This is a genomic window from Chromobacterium alkanivorans (genome assembly GCF_016937655.1).
Lineage (GTDB): Bacteria > Pseudomonadota > Gammaproteobacteria > Burkholderiales > Chromobacteriaceae > Chromobacterium > Chromobacterium alkanivorans.
The window spans coordinates 68,172-86,791 of the sequence record NZ_JAFHKL010000015.1 but is presented as its reverse complement, the minus strand read 5'-3'; the positions used below and the strand labels follow the sequence as shown (position 1 = coordinate 86,791).

The 18,620-nt window shown below is 69.6% G+C and carries 16 protein-coding genes; 4 read left to right on the top strand and 12 right to left on the bottom strand.

The features are described 5' to 3' along the window. Nucleotides 1-322: 322 nt before the first annotated feature. The 4 genes from JW897_RS21275 to JW897_RS21260 all read left to right on the top strand — a co-directional run bounded on the left by JW897_RS21275 (nt 323) and on the right by JW897_RS21260 (nt 2,945). Entirely contained in the window at nt 323-877 is a 555-nt protein-coding gene (locus JW897_RS21275; RefSeq protein ID WP_205467547.1) for a cysteine hydrolase family protein, read from the top strand. A 33-nt stretch (nt 878-910) separates the two neighbouring features. Further along, nucleotides 911-1,702 (top strand): helix-turn-helix transcriptional regulator, encoded by a 792-nt coding sequence (locus JW897_RS21270; RefSeq protein ID WP_205467546.1) that lies wholly within the window; start codon nt 911-913, stop codon nt 1,700-1,702. A 35-nt stretch (nt 1,703-1,737) separates the two neighbouring features. Then, nucleotides 1,738-2,439 carry a transglutaminase-like domain-containing protein gene (locus JW897_RS21265; protein ID WP_205467545.1) on the top strand — a complete coding sequence of 234 codons (702 nt, stop codon included), beginning with the start codon at nt 1,738-1,740 and terminating at the stop codon, nt 2,437-2,439. Between the two features lie 113 nt (nt 2,440-2,552). Continuing rightward, nucleotides 2,553-2,945 carry a VOC family protein gene (locus tag JW897_RS21260; protein WP_205467544.1) on the top strand — a complete coding sequence of 131 codons (393 nt, stop codon included), beginning with the start codon at nt 2,553-2,555 and terminating at the stop codon, nt 2,943-2,945. A gap of 445 nt (nt 2,946-3,390) precedes the next feature. On the opposite strand, the gene JW897_RS21255 is transcribed toward JW897_RS21260, so the two are convergent. Genes JW897_RS21255 through JW897_RS21200 form a run of 12 tightly spaced genes read right to left on the bottom strand, consistent with a single transcriptional unit; the run spans nt 3,391 to nt 18,589 of the window. Continuing rightward, nucleotides 3,391-4,797 (bottom strand): lipid II flippase MurJ, encoded by a 1,407-nt coding sequence (locus JW897_RS21255; protein ID WP_205467543.1) that lies wholly within the window; start codon nt 4,795-4,797, stop codon nt 3,391-3,393. A gap of 13 nt (nt 4,798-4,810) precedes the next feature. Continuing rightward, nucleotides 4,811-5,674, bottom strand: a complete 864-nt coding sequence (locus JW897_RS21250; protein ID WP_205467542.1) for an acyltransferase — start codon at nt 5,672-5,674, stop codon at nt 4,811-4,813. Further along, nucleotides 5,671-7,098: an O-antigen ligase family protein gene (locus JW897_RS21245; RefSeq protein ID WP_205467541.1), complete on the bottom strand. Its 1,428-nt coding sequence runs from the start codon at nt 7,096-7,098 to the stop codon at nt 5,671-5,673. The genes JW897_RS21250 and JW897_RS21245 overlap by 4 nt, the downstream gene beginning before the upstream one ends. After that, a complete protein-coding gene (locus JW897_RS21240) occupies nt 7,095-8,198 on the bottom strand; it encodes a glycosyltransferase family 4 protein (protein ID WP_048415561.1) in 1,104 nt (367 codons plus the stop codon). The genes JW897_RS21245 and JW897_RS21240 overlap by 4 nt, the downstream gene beginning before the upstream one ends. Next, on the bottom strand, nt 8,182-9,435 hold the full coding sequence (locus JW897_RS21235; protein ID WP_197083108.1) for a glycosyltransferase: 1,254 nt from the start codon (nt 9,433-9,435) through the stop codon (nt 8,182-8,184). The genes JW897_RS21240 and JW897_RS21235 overlap by 17 nt, the downstream gene beginning before the upstream one ends. After that, nucleotides 9,432-10,766, bottom strand: coding sequence for a cellulase family glycosylhydrolase (locus JW897_RS21230; protein WP_205467540.1), 1,335 nt, complete (start codon nt 10,764-10,766; stop codon nt 9,432-9,434). Before JW897_RS21230 ends, JW897_RS21235 begins: the two co-directional genes overlap by 4 nt. After that, entirely contained in the window at nt 10,759-11,943 is a 1,185-nt protein-coding gene (locus tag JW897_RS21225; RefSeq protein WP_205467539.1) for a glycosyltransferase, read from the bottom strand. The genes JW897_RS21230 and JW897_RS21225 overlap by 8 nt, the downstream gene beginning before the upstream one ends. Further along, complete coding sequence (locus JW897_RS21220; RefSeq protein ID WP_205467538.1) at nt 11,940-13,934, bottom strand: GumC family protein; 1,995 nt, start codon at nt 13,932-13,934, stop codon at nt 11,940-11,942. The genes JW897_RS21225 and JW897_RS21220 overlap by 4 nt, the downstream gene beginning before the upstream one ends. 27 nt (nt 13,935-13,961) lie before the next feature. After that, complete coding sequence (locus tag JW897_RS21215) at nt 13,962-14,768, bottom strand: polysaccharide biosynthesis/export family protein (protein ID WP_048415564.1); 807 nt, start codon at nt 14,766-14,768, stop codon at nt 13,962-13,964. 5 nt (nt 14,769-14,773) lie between these two features. Then, nucleotides 14,774-15,688: a glycosyltransferase gene (locus JW897_RS21210; protein WP_205467537.1), complete on the bottom strand. Its 915-nt coding sequence runs from the start codon at nt 15,686-15,688 to the stop codon at nt 14,774-14,776. Further along, on the bottom strand, nt 15,685-17,148 hold the full coding sequence (locus tag JW897_RS21205; protein ID WP_205467536.1) for a mannose-1-phosphate guanylyltransferase/mannose-6-phosphate isomerase: 1,464 nt from the start codon (nt 17,146-17,148) through the stop codon (nt 15,685-15,687). Before JW897_RS21205 ends, JW897_RS21210 begins: the two co-directional genes overlap by 4 nt. Before the next feature lie 7 nt (nt 17,149-17,155). Further along, nucleotides 17,156-18,589, bottom strand: coding sequence for an undecaprenyl-phosphate glucose phosphotransferase (locus tag JW897_RS21200; RefSeq protein ID WP_205467535.1), 1,434 nt, complete (start codon nt 18,587-18,589; stop codon nt 17,156-17,158). Nucleotides 18,590-18,620: the final 31 nt, after the last annotated feature.

Here is an 18,620-nt window from a genome sequence, read left to right as displayed (position 1 = left end):
TAAGCGGCTGCTTTGTTTGAGCGATTTGACGTTAGCAAATCGCGAGTTCAGCCGCGCCTTGCAGGCCCCTTTTTCTTCGGGGTTTCGCGTCCTGGGGGACGAGGGGGGATGGAAGGGGGCGGCGGCCCGCCCCCTCCCCGTTCGCCGCGCGGAAAGCGGCACCCAAAACATCATCCGCGCAGCGGATTCAACAAAACAACTCTCTCCAAGCACAAAGTTATCTAAAGACCGTAACCCCTCCACAAAACCGATCCCAAGCCATCGGCACACCCACACCTCCCCTGCTACACTAAACCCCCGCCATGCCCCCGGCATCCCCGCCATGCACACCGCCCCCGCCCTCATCATCATCGACATGCAACAAGGCATGAGCCGCCCCGAAGCCGGCCCGCGCAACAACCCCCAGGCCGAAGCCAATATCGCCCAACTGCTGAACACCTGGCGCCAGGCCGGCGCGCCGCTGGTTCACGTACGCCACATCTCCCGCACCCCGGAGTCGCCGTTCTGGCCCGGCCAGCCCGGCGTCGAATTCCAACCCGCGCTGGCCCCGCTGGCCAGCGAACACGTGATGGAAAAGAACGTGCCGGACGCCTTCGCCCACAGCGGCCTGGAACGCTGGCTGCGCGTGCGCGGCATCGAACAACTGCTCATCGTCGGCGTCAGCACCAACAACTCGGTGGAAGCCACCGCCCGCAGCGCCGGCAACCTCGGCTTCCGCACCCTGGTGGCCGCCGACGCCTGCTTCGCCTTCGACAAAGTGGACTACGCCGGCACCCCGCGCCGCGCCGACGAAGTGCACGCCATGGCATTGGCCAATCTGGACGGCGAGTACGCCCAGGTCGTTCAATGCGCCGACATGCTGCGACAGCTGCGTTAAGCTGTCCGGGATACCCCACGCGGAGACGCCGGCATGGATCACATCTTCCAGGCGGACGACCACCTGCTGGTGATAGGCCAGCGCATCCACGCCGAGCCCCACACCCACCATTACGCCCACCTGATGCTGTGCCTGGAACCGGACCCCGCGCGCACGCTGCGCGTCCGCATCGGATCGGACGCCGTCGCCTGTCGCGGCCTGCTGCTGGACGGCGGCGTCGAACACGCGTTTTACGGCAAGGACGGCTTGCACGCGCTGCTGCTGATCGACCACACCTCCCGGCTGTGGCGCGAGCTCAAGGCGCGCCACCTGCCGGCGCGGCAAACTTATGCGGTGCTGCCGGAGCCGCTGACGCGGGCGCTGGCCGCGCGCTTCGCCGCCATGACCGCGGCCGCCTGCCGATCCTGCTATCACAGCCACTGGCGGGGCGTTCTCAAGCAACTGGGGCTGGACCCGCGGCTCGCCGGCCATGCGCCCAGCGACGGCCGCCTGCGCGGCGTGCTGGCGCGGATCCGCCGCTCTCCGGCCGACGAGCGCTCCATCCGGCACTTGGCGCGCCAAATTCACCTGTCTCCCAGCCGCCTGTCCCACCTGTTCAAACAGCAGACCGGCGGCACGCTGAAGCACTATCTGCTATTCCAGCAGCTGCTCGACGCGCTCGGCGCCGTCGCCCAGCACAACTCGGTATCCGCCGCGGCGCTGGACGCCGGCTTCGACACCCCGTCCCACCTCTCCGCCACCTGCCGACGCTTGATCGGCATTCCGCCCAGCATGGTGCGCAATGTCAGCGGTTTCTTGAAAGCGCCCAAGCCGGTGCCTTCCTAAAGTGGACGCTCCTGCCACACATGGAGCCCACGGCAATGCAACGCTATCTGCAAGAAACCCCGCTGCTCGATTTCAGCCACCCGGCCATCCAGCAATTGCTGGACGCGCAATCCTGGCGCACGCTGACGCCGGACGCGCAGCTGACCGCCATCTACAATTTCGTCCGCGACCATATCCGCTTCGGCTTCAGCGAGCGGGACACCACCCCCGCCTCCAAAATCCTGCTGGACGGCTATGGCCAGTGCAACACCAAGGCGATTCTGTTCATGGCCCTGTTGCGCGCGGTGGGTCAACCCTGCCGCCTGCACGGCGCCACCATCCACAAGTCGATGCAGTCCGGCATCATGGAAGGCGAGGTCTACCAAGTGATGCCGGAAGAAATCATGCATACCTGGGCGGAGGTCTATTTCGGCGACAACTGGTATCAGCTGGAGGGCCTGATCCTGGACCAGCCCTATCTGCAAGCCTTGCAACGCAAGTTCTCCGAGGTGAGCGGCAGCTTTTCCGGCTACGGAGTGGCCACCCCCAATCTGCAACAGCCTGACATCGACTGGAAAGGCGGCAACCACACCTATATCCAGAAAGAGAAAGTGATGCAGGACTTCGGCGTGTTCGATGATCCGGACACCTTCTTCTCCCAACACTCTCAGCAAGCCAGCGCAGAGACTCTGCAGCGTTTCGCCGCCAGCCTGCGCCATGACATCAACAGCAACATCGCCAAGATCCGGCAAGCCTGAGCGCCGATCCCGCGCCGCGACGGACAGCTTCCCATTGCGGCGCAACCCTCCACTTTCCGCCGACGTTCGTGTTAGATTGCATGCCAATCGCAAGCCCTGCCTAGGAGTTTTCCATGCAATTCGGCTACACCATTCTCTACGTCTCCGACGTCGCCGCCTCGCTGGCCTTCTTTGAAAACGCCTTCGGCCTGAAGCGCCGCTTCCTGCACGAATCCGGCGATTACGGCGAGCTGGACACCGGCGCCACCGCGCTGGCTTTCGCCGCCCACCCGCTGGGCCGGATGAATTTGCCGGACGGCTATGTGGCGGCGGACGCCTCGCCGCTGCCGCTGGGCATGGAGATCGCGCTGGTGACCGACGACGTGGCCACCGCGCACACCCAGGCCTTGCGCCATGGCGCCGCCGAGCTGCAAGCGCCGTCGCTCAAGCCCTGGGGCCAGACGGTGTCCCATCTGCGTTGTCCGGATGGGCTGCTGTTGGAGCTGTGCTCGCCCATTTCCACCTAAGACCTGTTCACGGTCTTTTCGGACCAAAGGTATTGGTCCACGCATTGAATCCGCTACGCGGATGATGATTTAGGGCCGGTTCCGCCCTGACCGAGCGAGGCAAGCGTAGCGTCGCGAGGGAATAAAACGGAAAGGGAGATTTGCGCGGCCAAATCTCCCTGTCACTGAGCGAATCAAAGATTCGCACGTAGTCCCCTAAAGGCCGCCCTGCAAGCCTGGCCTGCGGCTTCCCGCCGGGTCCCGTCAGGCCCGAGGCGCGGCTGAACTCTCTACGTGCGAATCTTTGATTCGCTCAGTGATGGCGCGCTAACGTCGCGCGGCTCGAACAGGCAGCCGCTTAAGACCTCGGGCCTGCCACCCGACGGCAGGCTTGAAGGGATCCGGGGCGCGTCGGATATGTGGTTTCCTGCGTATCTAGCAACGCTTAACCACACGAACCCAAAGATCATGAACCGGCTCTAAAACGCCAGCCCAACCCCAGCAACAGCACAGCCCCAGTCAGCGTGGCCAACGCCAGTTGCGGCCACGGGCCGAAGCCGCGCAGCGGAAACAACAGCAGGCCGGCGGCGAGCAGCGGCGCGGACGCCGCCAGGCCCTGACGCGCCAGCCTTGACGGCAAACCCCGGCCCAGCCGGGCGGCGAGCAGGCCGCCGGTCAGCCACACCCCGGCCAAGGCGGCCAAGGCCAGGCCGGGCAGGCCCAGCCAGCGCGGCAGCGTCAGCAGCAGCGCCGCGCTCAGCGCGCTGCCGGCCAGTTCCAACAACATCGGCCCGCGGGTGTCGCCGCCGGCGTAGCAATAGCGCGCCAGCAGCGCGTTCCAGGCGCCGAACACGATGCCCGGCGCGTACAGCGCCAGCAGCAGCGGCAGGCTGCTCGCCGCCAGCCCAGCCGGCAACAACAAGGCCACCAGCGCCGGCGCGGCGCCGATCAAACCCGCCGCCGCCGGCAGGGTCAGCAGGGTGCAGGCGGCCAGGCCGCTGTCCAGCAACCGCCGCCGGTCCGCGCTCAGCGCGCCGCTCATCTTGCTCAACAGCACCTGGTTCAAGCTCATCAGCGCGATCAACGGCAGATTGATCAGCTTGCGCGCCAGATTCAGCAGGGTAATCGTCCCCTCGCCCAGCAGCGAGGCGGCCATGCGTTCCAGCAAGCCCAAGCCCTGGCTGGCCGCACCGCTGGCCAGCAAGGGCCACAGCTGCCGCCAGGCTTGGCCAACTTCGCCACGGCCGGCGCGCAGCCAGGGCCGCCAGCCCTGCCGCCAGTTGCCGGGCAGCAGCGCGGTGGCCATCAGCCCGCTGCCGGCGACAAAGCATTGCGCCAGCGTCGTCTCCGTCGCGGCCGGTCCGACCCAGTACAGATAGGACACCGCCGGCAGATTGAACAGCAGCGAACCCAACCCGGCCAGCAGGAAGCGGCCCTGGGCTTGCAGCGGCGCCGCCAGCGCCGCCTGGGCCAGCAGGCCAGGCGCAAGCCAGGCCAGCCAGCGCAGCGCGGCAGCGGCCTGTTCGGCGTGAACGGCGTCGACGCCGGGCGCCAGCGCCCGCGTCAGCCACGGCGCGGCTAGGCTCAGCAGCGCGGCCAGGCCCAGACCCACGGCCAGCCAATGGCGCAGTTGACCGGCCAGCCAGGCGCCGCGCCGCTCCGGCGCCTGCGCTTGCCACAGCGGCAGCAGCGCGGCGGACAGCAGGCCGCCGGACAGCAGGGTGCGCAAGGCTTCCGGCAGGAACATCGCCACCAGGAAGGCGTCGCTGCGGCCGCCGGCGCCCCAGGCGGCCACCAGCAGCCACTCGCGGGCGAAACCGGCCAGCAGGCCGGCCAGCGTGGCCAGGGTCAGTAAGGCGGCGGGGCCGAACATGGCTTCAATGTCATCAGTGGAATAGCGTGAACAGCCCCTTGCCGCCCACCTTGTAGTTGAGATCACGCGGCCGTTCGCCCATCGGCTTGGCACCGCTGCCGCCGACGATTTTGTACGGCGCCACTTCCTTGCCCACCACGGTGTTGGCGGTGACCACCGCGCCGCGGCCGATGCGCGCGCCGTGGCCGATCAGCGCGCCGGTGGCGATCCAGGCGTAGTCGTCGATGTAGACCGGAGCCGACACCGACCAGAACTCCGGCGCGTTCAGGTCGTGGCTGCCGGCGATGATCTTGGCGTAGGAGGCGACGGCGACGTGATCGCCGATGATCAGCCCGGCGCGGGCGTCCAGCAGGCAATGCCAGGCCACGCAGCTGTCCTCCCCTATCACCAGATTGTTGACGCCCAGCACCTCGGTATTGCGCCACACGCTGGAGCCCTTGCCGATGCGCGCGCCGCCCAGGCGCAGCCAGGCCAGCCGCAGATGGTGGGACGGCAGCTTGTTGATCAGAATGTTGTAGCACTGCTCCCAGGCGCGCAGCCAACGGTCCTTGAAAGTGGGCCAGTTGAGGCCGTAGCGCGGCACCAGCTGGGTGGGGATTTCGTCGCGCAGCATGGCGTAGAAGCGGCGCGCCAGCGGGTGCGGAATGCGGCTTTCCATATCGACGGAAACGATGGACACCCGCGGTTCGGCGGCGTCGCCCTCCTCGAAGGCCACGTTGTTGGCCAGCATCCAGTCGTAGGCGGCGGCCAGCTCCGCCGCCGGCATGCCCAGGCGCGCGGCGTAGCCGTCCAGCCGCTCGCGCAGCGCGCAGCTGTGGTGGATGCGATGGCGCAGCGTCAGCGCCGGCGGCGCGAGGGGAAGGTCGGTCGGATTCATCGCGGTTTCGCTTTCGGATCGAGTGGCGCGGAGCCTGCCGGCGCGATGGGGGTCAATAGCGGGTCGCCGCGGCCGGCCAGACGGCGCGCCGCTTGCAGATTGACGCCCATCAGCAGCCAGAACAGGCCGATCAGCACCATGGTGAAGCTGTAGTAGTGGTCGAACAGGCCGGTGAGCAGCGCCGCCAGCAGGCCGGACAGAGTGCCGAGCCAGATCGCGCGCTCCGGGTCCAGCGCGGACAAGGGCCCGCGCGGCCGCGCCTCGCGCCACCAGGCGACGGTGACGGCGACGAAGAGCAGCATGCCGGGCGCGCCCAGCTTGTAGACGAAGTTGAGCCACAGATTGGAGATGCCGAGCAGGCCGCTGTCCGGCGGCGGCGGGTCCACCTTGAAACCCAGGCCCAGCGGATAGGCGCGCATCGCGTCGGGGAAGCGGCGGTATTCGTCCATGCGCACCTCGGTGCTGGCGTTGCTGGCGGAGAAAGTGGTGGCCAGCCTTTCTTGCAAGGGCGGGTAGAACAAGACCAGAGCCAGGCCCAGCGCCGCGGCCAGGCCGATGATGCGGCCGGCGTGCGGCGCGCGCCGCCAGCTCAGCCACAGCAAGACCAGCGCCAGGCTGACGATGGCCCCGCGCGAGATGCTGAACAACAGGCCGGCCGCGCCCAGCAAGGCCACCGCCAGGCCCAGCCACCGGCGCCAGCCGCGCTGCGCCAGGCCGTAGAAGAAGGCCAGCGGCAGGAACAGCGCCAGCGCGCCGCCGGTGAGATTGGGATGCACCCAGGGCGAGGCCATGCGGGTGTAGTTGGCGGAGAAAATGTCGCGCACCGCTTCCGGGTGGGCGTAGCGCAGCTTCTCCAGCACCGGGATGAAGCTGTTGGCGTCGCGGTCCTTGAGGAAGTAGCCGATGGACAGCAGCAGCATGGCCAGCGTGCCCAGCAGCAGCATCACGATCAGGCGGTCGCGGCTGCGTTCGTCCGGCAGCAGCAGCGGCGCCAGGAACAGGGCGGACAGATTGAGCAGCCAGCGCGCCCAGTTGACCGGGCCGTTGCCGTCGGCCTGCACCATCAGCTGGCCGGCCAGAAACGGCAGCAGGCTGAAGGCTATCAGCCACAGCAGCCGCCGTTCGACGCGGCCGCTCGGCCATTGCAGGAGGCCGACGGCCAATCGCGGCAGCGCGCCCAGCCAGGCCAGGCCCAGCAGCGCCTCGGACACGGTGACGCGCACGCCCAACTGCACCGTGGTGTAAGGCATCAGGGTGGCGGCGAAGCCGAACAAAACCAGACCCAGCAGCGGCGCGCGCAGCACGGCGACGCCGGCGCAGACGGCGGCCAGCGCCAGCGCGGCGGCGGCCGGGCTGAGCAGGGCCAGCAGACCGCCGAACAGCAGCCCGCAGGCCAGGGCGAGCGCGCGGTTCAGCGGCGTCATGCCAGCAACCGGTCCAGCAGTTGATCGACGCGGCGGCGATAGGCGTCCATATCGTAGCGGCGCGCCCAGGCGCGATTGGCATCGACGTCGCCGTCCGGCCCGGCCGCGGCCAGCCTAAGCATCAAGGCTTGCAGTTCGCCGGCGTCGTTGGGGGCGAAGCGCGCCGCCTGCGGCGGCGCGACCTCGTCCAGCGCCGACCCGGTGGCCACCGCCACCGGCGTGCCCTGCGCCAGCGCCTCGATCACCGGCAGGCCGAAGCCTTCGGCGTAGGACGGCTGCCACAGCCGCTCCGCCGCCGCGTACACCGCGCTCAGCATGGCGTCGTCCAGATCGTTGAGCCAGATCAGGCCGTCCAGCCGCCGCAACTCGGCCGGCAAGTCTTCCGGCCGCGCCACCAGCGCCAGCGCCGGCAGATCCGGCTGGCGCTGGCGCGCCTTCCGCCATTGCTCGACGAACCAGGGCATGTTCTTGCGCGGCTCGCGCGCGCCCACCGCCAGCCAGTAGCGCGCCGGCAGCGCGGCCGGCGGCGCCGCGGCCGGCGAGGCCGGCTGCGGCACCGCGTTGGGCAGCAGCGCCAGCTTGGCGCGCTGGCGCGGAAACAGCCGCGCGGCGGCGTCGGCGGTGAATTGCGACGGCGTCCAGACCGCGTCGGCGCGCTGCAGGGAGCGCGCGGTGCCGGCCCAGTCGATCACGCGATAAGCCAGCGCGCGCAACAGGCTGACGTGGTAGTTGTCCAGGGTCAGCTGAAACACGTCGTGCAGCAGCATCGCATAGCGCACGCCGCCGGGCGCGCGCCAGGGCGGCAGGCCGGTGTTGGCGGTGGCGATGTAAAGGTCCAGCCGGCGGGCGCGGATGGCCTGCGGCAGGAAGCGGCACTCGAAATGCCAGCGCTCGCGCGGGCGGTGCAGGCCGTCCGTCGGGCTGGGCCGCGCCGGGCATTCGGCCAGCCGCCGGTGGGGATGGTCGGCCGGACAGGCGGTGAAGCGCAGCACTTCCACATTAGGCCGCGCCGCCAGCGCGGCCTCCAGCGCCAGCACTTGCCGCGCGATGCCGGAGCGCGGCGCGGCGGTGACCGGGCGGTAGTCAATTCCGATGCGCATGTCTCAGCTCCCGATACAGGGTTTCCAGCTGGTCGGCGGCGATGGCCCAATCGTGCCGCCGCCGCACGTATTCGCGCCCGGCCGCGCCCAGGCTGGCCGCGCGCTCCGGCCGGCTCAGCAGCGCGGCCGCCGCCTCCGCCAGCTGCTCGGCGTCGTCGCCGCGCAGGTAGTCGCTGTCGGGCCGCAAGTCCAGCCCGGACGCGCCCTGCGGCGTGCTCAGCAGCGCCAGGCCGGCGGCCAGCGCCTCCAGCACCTTGAGCTTGGAGCCGCCGCCCTGGCGCAGCCCGGCGATGAAGGCGGCGGCGCGGCGCTGCTGCGCCGGCAGCTCCGGCACAAAGCCCAGCCACTCCAGCCGCGAGTCCGGCCAGCGTTGCGCCCAGTCCTCCGGCATCGCGTAGCCGCATATCGCCAGCCGCGCGCGCGGCAGCTGCCGCCACAGCCGCGGCATCACCTCCTCCGCCAGCCAGACGGCGGCGTCGCGGTTGGGCGGGTATTCGAAATTGCCGACGAACAGCAGGCGCTGGCTGGCGTAGTCCGGGCGGACTTCGGCGAAGGCGTCGGCGTCCACGCCGTTGATCACCACGTCCACCAGCCGGCCGCTGTGCTGGGCCATCGCCGCGGCGTCTTCCCAGGTGACGGCGGCGACGCGTTCGGCGGCGTTCAACGCCAGGGCCGCCCAGCGCCGATAGCGCCAGCGGTCCCACCACACGAAGGGCGCGCACCAGCGCGGCAGGTGTTGGTAGGTGGCCGCGCCCAGCTCGGATTCGACATTGTGTTCGGTCAGCAGAAAGGGCTGGCGGCGGCGGTCCAGCGCTTCCAGGAAGGGCTGCAAGCCGTAGCTGTGCTCGATCTGCACCACGTCCCAGCGCTGGCGCAACAGGCCGTCGAAGGTGCGGCTCAGGTCCGGCGACAGGCCGTTGACGCTGGCCAGCAGCGGATACGGGCCCAGCGCGGCGGCCAGCAGGGTCAGCGGGTGCTTCAGCGGGCGGCGCGGCAGCACGATCAGCCGCTCGACGATGCTTTCCAGCTGGCGGCGGCAGGCGTCGCTGGCCGGCTCCTTGCTTTGCACCAGCAAGGTGATGCGGTGGCCGCGCGCCGCCAGCGCGCGCAGCAGCTGGAACTGGCGCAGCTTGCCGCCGCTGGTGGTGGGCCAGGGCAGATAAGGCAGGGTCCACAGGATGCGCAGCGGCGGACAGCCGCCGGCGGACAACGGGGGGAGCGGGAAGGCCGGCTTCATTCTCGCCACTCCAGGATTTGCAGCTGCGGCTTCACCGTCACGCCAAGGCTGTCGCCGGCGGCGCTCAGCTTGGCGCTGCTCCCGCTCAAGGGTTGGCTCAGCGTTGCGCGGGCGACGCCGGGCAGGCGCGCCGCGCCGCCGTTAGCGCTCCAGAACATCCACAGCCGCGCGCCGTCCGGCTTGCGCCAGCCTATGCTGTACAGGCCGTCCGGCGCGGCGTCCAGGCGCGGCGGCGGCGCCGGTTCCAGCCGCGGGCCGGTGATGGCGAGGAAGCGCGCCAGGGCCTGGTAGGCCGGCTTGGGCTTGCCGGCCAGATCCAGCAGGCCGTAGCCGCGGTCGCGCGCGCTGGCGCGCTGGTCCAGATCGGACAGCGCGAACAAGAAGACGCGGTCGTAGTCCAGCGCGCTCATCAGCGCCAGCCGGCGCAATAGATAATCCGCTTGGCCGTCGCGACCGATGATGTCCTGCTCCTCCTTGGGCCCGGCGTAGCTGGACCAGCCCCATTCGGTGGCCCAGATGCCCGGCGCCTTGACCTGGCGCAGCCGGGCGTTGATCTGCTGCGCGCGCAGCACGAAGTCCCGCGTTTTGGGATCGTCGCCCTCCGGTTGCTGGCTGTACGGGTGGTAGGCGACGATGGTTTTCAGGTTCAGCGTGCCCTTCTTGCCCAGCTCCTCCAGCATCAGGCCGCCGCGCACCGGCATCTGGCTGTAATAGGCCATGCCGGCCATCACCACCGGCTTGCCCGGCGCGGCGGCGCGCAAGGCCTCGGCGCTGGCCTGCAGCAAGCGGCCGTAGCCTTCCGGACTGGGCAGCGGCCGCCAGAAGCCGGGCAGATTGGGCTCGTTCCACACCTGCCAGGCGTCCACCGCCGGATAGCGCCGCGCCAGCATGGCCATGCGCTTGGCGAACACCTTGTCGTCCTTGGGCGGGAACTGGTCGCTGGGGCCCAGCAGCGGCAAGGCGCTGCTGGCGAAGGGCGCCGAGCCCACCAGGTAGAACACCGATTTGAGCTTTTGCGCCTTCAGTTCGTCCACCAGTCGGTCCAGCGGCGCGAACACGAACTGGTTTTCCTTGGGCTCGTGGCGGTCCCAGTGCAGATCCACCCGCACCCAGTTCAGGCCCAGCGCCTTGAGCTGCCGCATCTGGCGCTGGTATTGCGGCGGCGTGAACCACAGGAAATGCGCGTTGACGCCGAGAAAGTCGCGCCACACCACCGGCCGGCCGGCGGTCAGCTCGGTGGTTTCGGCGCGCAGGCCGGCCGCGGCCATGAGCAGGGCCGCCGCAGCCAGGCCCAGCAGCCGACACGACGCCGCGCCGCGCGCGCTAGCCATGCGCCCTCTCCCCCAGCGCGGTCCGGAACAAGTGGAGAAACTGCGTCGCCACGCGCGGCCAGGCGCGTTCCCGGCCCAAGACCCGCGCCTGCTCGCTGTGCCGGCTCAAGCGCTCCGGCTGGCGCAGCAGGCTGATCAGCGTCTGGGCCAGCGCCGCGCTGTCGCCACGGGCGTAAACCTCGCCGTTGCCGAAGGAGGCTTCCTCCGCCAGCGCGCGCGCGTCGGAACAGACCACGCCGCGGCCGCAGGCCACCGCCCAGGACAGCGCGCCGCTGGCGCCGCACATCCGGCCCAGCAAGGACAGCTTCCACGACTCCCGATACGGCAGCACCATGGCGTGATTGGCCTGGATCAGCGCGGGGATCTCGGACGCCGGCAGGTCCGGCCGCCACTCCAGCATGTCCCGGTGCAGGCCCAGCAAGATGGCCTGCTGGCGCAGGGCTTCCAGATAGGAGCCGGAACGGCCGAAGGCGATGTCCGGTGCCACGCCGCCAGCCAGGGTCAGCCGCACCCGGTCGCGGGTGTCCGGCGCTTGCTGCAGCAGCGCCAGCGCGTCCAGCACGTCTTCTATGCCCTTGCCCTGGTAGATGTAGCCGAAGTACAGCAGCCGCAGCGGCCCTTGCGGCGGCAAGGCCGGCAACGGCTCGGCGGCGATTTCGCGGTTGCCGTGCGCAATGTGGAACACCCGCCCGTCCGGCAGCCGCATCCGCCGGGCCAGCCGTTCCGCGCCGGTGGAGGTCAGCGTCACCAGCCGGGTCAAACACCAGGCCAGCCGCCGCTCGCGCGCCAGCGTCAGCGGAGCGGCCAGCAAGGCTGCGGCCTGGGCCAGCCGGCGCGGCAGCCACCGCGGCAAGCCGGGCGGCCGCCAGACCAGGCGCTCCGGATCATGGACGGTGGCGGTCAGCCTCAGCTCCGGACAATGGCGCGCCAGCCACTCCAGCGCCATGAATTCGCCGCAGCGGCCGCCGCCCAATTCCGCGTGCACCAGGTCGAAACGCCGCCAATCCACCTTCTGCATCTGCCAGGACAGTTCCAGCGCGTTGCGCGCCAGCGGTTGCCCGTCCAGCGGCGCAATCACGCTGACGCCTTCGTTTTCCAAAGCCCGACGCCAGGCGGCGGCGTAGTCGGCGATGCCGTTCTGCTCCGACGGCAGCGGAGCCAGCAGGGCGATCTTCATCGGCTTTCTCCTTTCCAGCGCGCCGCGCGTCTCAGCACGGCGGCGGGGATTTCAAAACGGCGGCGGTTGAGCACGATGCCGTCGACTTGCTTGAACGCGGTGCGAAGAATGGACAGCGCGTTTTCCACCACCGGCACGGTGGAGGCGCGCGCCTCCACCACCAGCAGGATCAGGTCGGCGCGCTTCAGCCGCACCAAGGCCTGCTGATTGTCGAGCAGGGCCGGCGCCTCGATCAGCGCCACCTCGCCGGCGCCGACGCTCGCGTCGCCGTCGGCCAGCCGCGCCGGCACGCCGCGCTCGGCCAACGCGCGCAGGAAATGGCCGGCGACGAAGCTGACTCCCTCGCCGCGCCGCGACGACGCCAGGCCGATAATCAGGCCGTCCCGCGCCAGCCTGTCGGCCGGCAGTTGGCTGTAAAGACGGTAAACGCTGGCCTCGAAAGCCGGCGGCGGGACGCTGCCCGGCTCCAGTTCCATCAGCGTGCTCCACAGCGGCGCGCCGAAACGGCGCTCTACGCCGCCGCCGTCGTGGATGCGCTGGTCCAGCAGGTAGCACAGGTAGAGCGCGAACAGCCCCACCGCCAGGCCGGCCGGCACAGCGGCCAGCAGGATGGCCAGGCTCTTGGGAAACACCCGCGCCGGGCTGAAGGTGGCTTGCTCGATCACCGCGATATTGCTGATGCGGCTGTTGTCCAGCTCGCGGTCTATGCGCGCCTTCTCCAGGCTGTCGCGGTAGAGCAGGTAGTTCTTTTCCGCCACCGCCAGATTGCGCTCCAGCCGCGACAGCTCCGGCTCCACGCCGAGAATGCGCGCGCGTTCGTCCTTCAGCGCGGCGATGGCCTTGTCGTAAGCCGCCACCTTGGCCTTCAGCTCGCCGGCGCGCATGCCGCGCTCCAGTTTGCCGCGCTCCAGCAGATTGACGAGGTCGCTGGGCGCGCGGTTTTCCGAGCGCTGCACCGTGTCCTTTTCCCGCGAGATCAAGGCCTTGAGCGCGGCGATGTTTGCGTCCAGCTCGCGGATGGGCGGCGCGTCCGGCAGATAGGTCTTGAGCTTGTCCAGCCGCTCCAGCTCCAGGCCGTTGAGCTTGAGCTTGAGGTCCTGCTGCGCCGGGTTCAGGCTCAGCTCGCGCTCCTTGACGATTTCGCGCGGCAGCTTGCCTCCGCTGGCCTGGGCGTTGGCGATGCCGCCCTGCGCCGCCATCCAGTCCGCCTGATCGGCGCTGCGCGCCGCCTCCAGCTTGTTGAGCTGGTCGGTCAGGCTGTCCAGCCGTTCTTTGGAGCTGATGCCGTCGATCTGGCGCAGCTGCTGGCCGATGCGCTCCTTGTAGCCGGCGATCTGCTCGGCCAGCTTGCCGCTCTCGGTTTCGTAAAACGCGTACAGGCTTTTGCGGCCCAGCGCGCGGCTGCGCTCGTCGATGTACAGCGCCAGCCACTTGGCCAGCACTTGCTGCGCCACCGCCGGATCGTCCCAGCTGAAGGCGATTTCCATCACCGCCGAGCCGCTTTGGTGGCTGACGCTGAATTGCTTTTCCAGCTTGGCGGCCAGCCGCTCCCGCGGAGTCTGCGTTTCCACCACCCCGATCAGGGCCAACGCGTCGCGCGCGCCGTCCAGCGCCGCGCCGGCCGCCTGCTTGAGCCGGTGCTTGAAGGTTTTCCACCAGCCTTGCGGCGGCGGCGAGCGCATCTCGTTCAGGTAGTAGTCGGCCACCTGGTGGATGATGGGGCGGCCGGTGAGCAGCTTTTCCTCGTCGACGATGGGGTCGCGCTGGGTGCTGGGCGCCACCAGCGTCGGGCGGTCGGCGTATTCGATGGGCAGGGTGCTGGTGTCGCGGCCGGGCTTGACCAGCAGCCGCGCCTCGGACTCGTAGCGGGCCGGCAGCAGGAAGGCGCCCAGCGCCGCCACCAGCACGGTGGCGGCGAAGGCCCATTTGAACTCTCGCCGGAAGATGAAGAACAGGCGGGCCAGATCGCGGAAGGAGCGGATTTCTATCATGTCGCTGTTGCCGGTGCGGACCAGGGGCTAACCGCCGGCCTTGATGGTGGGGTTGTTCTGGATGTTGACGTTGTTGCTGCCCTTGCCGCCCAGGTCGTAATTCAGGCCTATGCCTATCGCCTTGGAGAAGGGCAGCAGCTGGTTGACGTACATGTCCACGCCCTCCACCGCCTGGCCGATGGCGGACTTGGGCACGAACACGATGTCGCCGCGCTGCAGCATCACCCCGCGCCGCCCGGCGGCCGGGTCCAGCATCCGCGCCAGGTCGGTGAAATAGATCTGGTACAAGCCGGTCTCGTCCATGCGCAGCAGCGCGACGTGCTCGCTGTCGGCGGACGGCAGCACGCCGCCTGCGCCTATCACCGCCTGCTCGATGCTGGCGGCGGCGCTCAGTTCGAAGGCGGAAGGATTGCGCACCGCGCCGCCGACGAAAACGCGGTTGCCCGGGGCGATGGCGATGTTGACGGTGACCTGCGGTTGCCGGTACAGCGCGGACAGCCGCTCGGTGATCTCCGCGCCTATCTCCTCCGGCGTGCGGCCGCCGCCGCGGACCAGGCCGGCGTTGGGATAGGAAAAGCTGCCGTCCGGACGCACGAAGAACAGCGCCATCTCGTCTTTCTCCGCCGGCGATTGCGCGTCGCGGACGATGCGCAGGGTGTCGCCGTTCATCACCCGGGTGAGCGGCGGCGGCAATTGGCTAATATCGCGCAGCGCCAGCCGCCGCGCTTCCACGGTCTTGGCGTCCGGCAGCGCGATGGTGCTGGGGGTGGAACAGGCCGTCAGTCCGCCCAGGACGGCGGACAGCAGGACGGCGGCGAGCTTGGCGGTGGTCATCGCATTCATTTCCAGTAAGCGGAGAACATGCTGAGGCGGCGCTTGAGCGCGCGCGGCAGCCAGCGCTCGGCGTGGCCCAGCCGGTAGCCGGCCAGCTTGAGCGCGCAGCGCAGCAGCACTTCGGACTGCCGCCACGGCTGGCCGGCGCGGCGGACCGTTTCCAGCTCCGAGCGCAAAAAGCGCCGCCCTTCCGCGCCGGCGCGGCCGAAGCGTTCGGCGATCCAGCGCTCGCGGCCGTAGAACACGCCGATGTCGAAGTAGCGGCGCATTTCCTCCAGCAGCCCGTAATCGTGCGAATGGTGGACGCAGGCGGCGGCCTCGTAACGCACCGCCCAGCCGGCCAGCAGCATGCGGCCGGCGACGTGGGCGTCCTCGGAGCCGATCACGTCGGCGGGAAAGCCGCCCACCCCGCGCAGGGCCTCGCGGCGATAGGCGGCGAAGGAGTCCGAGCTGAAGCAGGTCTTGATGCCCAGCTCGGCGGCGTCGGCCAGCCGCTTGGTGCGGCTGAACGGCGGGTAGTTGAAACGGCGCGCGTGCGCGCCCAGCAGGCCGGCGTCAGGCTGCGGCAGCTGGCGGCCGTAGGCGACGCCGATGTCGTCCTCGACCAGCAGCGCGTCGCGCAGCCGGCGCAGCGCGTCGGGCCCGGCCGGAATGGCGTCCTGGGTCAGATAGATCAGCACCTTGGCGTCGGTCAGCTCGCTGGCCAGCCGGCGGGTGCCGCCGTGATTGAAGTCCGCGGCGCGCACCGGCACCACGCTGGCGCCGGCGGCCAGCAGGCGCGCCCGGCTGCCGTCGCTGGACTCGCTGTCCAGCGCCAGCCATTCGTCCGGGCGCAGGCTTTGCGCCGCCAGCGCCGGCAGCAGCCGGTCCAGGTGGCGGCCGGCGTTGCGCACCGGCAGGATCAGCGCGGTGCGGCTCACGGCGCGGCCTCCGAGCGGCCGTAGTCGTCGGCGAAGCGCACGATGTCGTCCTCGCCCAGGTATTCGCCGCTCTGCACCTCGATCAGCACCAGGTCGATCAGGCCGGGATTGCTCAATCTATGGGTTTCGCCGGCGGGAATAAAGGTGGATTCATTGGTGTGCAGCAAGCGCTCTTGCTCGCCGTGGGTCACCGTCGCGGTGCCGCTGACCACGATCCAGTGCTCGCTGCGATGGTGGTGCATCTGCAAGGACAGCGCCGCGCCCGGCTTCACCACGATGCGCTTGATCTTGTAGCGCTCGCTGTCCGCCAGCACGGTGTAATGGCCCCAGGGCCGCTGCGAGCTCAGATGCAGCCGCCAGGCCGGATGGCCCTGGTCTTGCAGCCGCCGCGCCAGCTCGCGCACTTCCTGGCTGCGTCCGCGGTCGGCCACCAGCAAGGCGTCCGGGGTGTCCACCACCGCCAGATTGTCCACGCCCAGCATCGCGATCAGCCGGCCGCGGCTCTGGATGAAGCAATCATGGCTGTCCCGCAGCAGGGCGTCGCCGCTGACGCGGTTGCCGTCGGCGTCGGCCGGGAACTGCTCGGCCAGGCTGTCCCAGTTGCCGATATCGCTCCAGCCCAGTTCGCAGCGCACCACCGCCGCGACGCGGGTGCGCTCCATCAGCGCGTAATCGATGGAGATGTCCGGGCAGCGGCCAAAACGCTCGCGCTCCAGCGCGCGCAGCCGGTGGTCCGCGTGCAGGGACGCCGGGCTGTGCGCCAGGCAGTCCCGCACCGCCGCCAGCACGTCGGGCGCGTGTTCGGCCAGTTCCGCGCACAAGGCGGCGGCGGAAAAGCAGAACATGCCGCTGTTCCATAAGTGGCGGCCGCCGGCCAGATAGCCTTCGGCGGCGGCAAGGTCCGGCTTTTCCACGAAACGCGCCACCTCCTGGCCGTCCGCGCCTATCGCCGCGCCGGCCTCGATATAGCCGAAACCGGTTTCCGCGCGGCTGGGCGTCAGGCCGAACACGACGATGCGGCCGCCGCCGGCCAGACGCGCGGCTTTCTCCACCGCGGAGGCGAAGGCGGCCTCGTCGGCGATCAGATGATCCGCCGGCAGCGCCAGCAGCAGCGGATTGGACTCCGGCTCGCGCTCCAGCAGGTCCGCGGCCGCCGCCGCCAGCGCCGGGGCGGTGTTGCGCCCTTCCGGCTCCAGCAGCAGCTCCAGCGCCAGCCCGCCGGCGTTGACCGCCCGGCACTCGTCCAGAGTGCGCAGCTGCGCCTGCTGATTGGTGATGATGATCACCCGCTTCACCCCCGGCAGGCGCGCGGCGCGCAGGAAGGCTTTCTGCAACAGGCTCTGGTCGTCGGCCAAGCGGATGAAGGGTTTGGGAAACGCCTGCCGCGACACCGGCCACAAGCGGGTGCCGGCGCCGCCGGACACGATGCAGGGAATCAGTTCTGGAGTATGGGTTTGCATGGCGGCCTCAATAGGCTTCGTCGGCCGACAGCACGGCCGGCAGGGTGCGGATCAGGATGTAGGCGTCGAACCACAGCGACCAGTTCTCGATGTATTCGAGATCGTGCGCCACCCGGCGCTCTATCTTGGCCAGGGTGTCGGTTTCGCCGCGGTAGCCGTTGACCTGGGCCCAGCCGGTAATGCCCGGCTTGACCCGATGACGGGCGGAATACTCCGCCACCGCGTCCTCGAACAAGACGCCGGCGGCCTTGGTGGCGGTGGCGTGCGGACGCGGCCCCACCATGGACATGCTGCCGCCCAGCACATTGAGCAGCTGCGGCAGCTCGTCCAGGCTGGTCCTGCGGATGAAGCGGCCGACGCGGGTCACGCGTGGATCGCGGCGCGTGGTTTGCGCCTCGGCGTCGGCGTCGGCCTGCTCCACATACATGGAGCGGAATTTGTAGACCTCGATCAGGCGGTTGTTGTAGCCGTAGCGCCGTTGCCGGAACAACACCGGCCCCGGCGAATCCAGCTTGATCGCCGCGGCGATCAACAGCATCAGCGGCGCGGCCGGCGCCAGCGCGCAAGCGGCCAGCAGCACGTCCTCGCAGCGCTTGAGCAAGGGCGACCAGCCCTTGAGCGGCCGCTCGGAAATATTGAACATCGGCAGCCCGGCCACCGCGCTCACCCGGTGATGGGCGTGCCGCAAACCCGCCATGTCCGGCGCCAGCAGCACCGTCACCGGCAAGCGCCGCAGCAGGCTGACCAAATCCCCCATCCGCTTCACCGCCGCCCAGGGCAGCGCCACCAGAATCTGCTGCACCTGGCCCTCGCGCACCCTCTCCTCCAGCTGTCGCATGCCGCCCAGATAGGGCAGGCCCGCCATCGCGTATTGCAGACGGTCCGAACGGTCGTCGACGAAGCCGACCACGCAGGCGCGGATGTCCGCGTTCTCCCGCAGAAAGCCGGCCAGCAGATGGCCGCTGGCGGTACAGCCCAGGATCACCGTGCGTTGCAGGCCCACGCCGCGGCGCACCAGCCGGCGGCACCAGACATGCACCAACAAGCGCTGCGACAACAACAAAGCCAGCGTAGCCGCGAACCAGGACGGCCACAGCCGGTCCGGCAAGGCCGCCAGCGCCGGCGACAGCCCGCGCGCCAGCCACAGAACAGCAAACAGCAGCGCGCACGCCGCGGCCAGGGGCCGCAAACGCAGCTGGCGCAAAAACATGCCGCCGCCGTAAACGCCCAGCGCCTGAAAAGACAACAAGGCCAGGACTCCGGCCAGCAACAACACCTGGGCGGCCTGCCCGCGGGCCGCCGACGACGCCGGTTCAAGCAGCAACAGCGCGCCGCCGGGCGCCAACACCATCGCCAAGTGCGTCAACCGAGCCAGCAACCTCAGATAGGTCAAGGTCTCGGGGTAGAACTGCACCAGGCTGTCCACATTGCGAATTCGCATCACATAAACCATTAAGTTTAATTTGATTAAA

Bases quoted from the DNA above. Each gene is read 5' to 3' on its own strand.
- JW897_RS21275 (WP_205467547.1), top strand. From the start codon at position 323: ATGCACACCGCCCCCGCCCTCATCATCATCGACATGCAACAAGGCATG.
- JW897_RS21270 (WP_205467546.1), top strand. From the start codon at position 911: ATGGATCACATCTTCCAGGCGGACGACCACCTGCTGGTGATAGGCCAG.
- JW897_RS21265 (WP_205467545.1), top strand. From the start codon at position 1,738: ATGCAACGCTATCTGCAAGAAACCCCGCTGCTCGATTTCAGCCACCCG.
- JW897_RS21260 (WP_205467544.1), top strand. From the start codon at position 2,553: ATGCAATTCGGCTACACCATTCTCTACGTCTCCGACGTCGCCGCCTCG.
- JW897_RS21255 (WP_205467543.1), bottom strand. From the start codon at position 4,797: ATGTTCGGCCCCGCCGCCTTACTGACCCTGGCCACGCTGGCCGGCCTG.
- JW897_RS21250 (WP_205467542.1), bottom strand. From the start codon at position 5,674: ATGAATCCGACCGACCTTCCCCTCGCGCCGCCGGCGCTGACGCTGCGC.
- JW897_RS21245 (WP_205467541.1), bottom strand. From the start codon at position 7,098: ATGACGCCGCTGAACCGCGCGCTCGCCCTGGCCTGCGGGCTGCTGTTC.
- JW897_RS21240 (WP_048415561.1), bottom strand. From the start codon at position 8,198: ATGCGCATCGGAATTGACTACCGCCCGGTCACCGCCGCGCCGCGCTCC.
- JW897_RS21235 (WP_197083108.1), bottom strand. From the start codon at position 9,435: ATGAAGCCGGCCTTCCCGCTCCCCCCGTTGTCCGCCGGCGGCTGTCCG.
- JW897_RS21230 (WP_205467540.1), bottom strand. From the start codon at position 10,766: ATGGCTAGCGCGCGCGGCGCGGCGTCGTGTCGGCTGCTGGGCCTGGCT.
- JW897_RS21225 (WP_205467539.1), bottom strand. From the start codon at position 11,943: ATGAAGATCGCCCTGCTGGCTCCGCTGCCGTCGGAGCAGAACGGCATC.
- JW897_RS21220 (WP_205467538.1), bottom strand. From the start codon at position 13,934: ATGATAGAAATCCGCTCCTTCCGCGATCTGGCCCGCCTGTTCTTCATC.
- JW897_RS21215 (WP_048415564.1), bottom strand. From the start codon at position 14,768: ATGACCACCGCCAAGCTCGCCGCCGTCCTGCTGTCCGCCGTCCTGGGC.
- JW897_RS21205 (WP_205467536.1), bottom strand. From the start codon at position 17,148: ATGCAAACCCATACTCCAGAACTGATTCCCTGCATCGTGTCCGGCGGC.
- JW897_RS21200 (WP_205467535.1), bottom strand. From the start codon at position 18,589: ATGCGAATTCGCAATGTGGACAGCCTGGTGCAGTTCTACCCCGAGACC.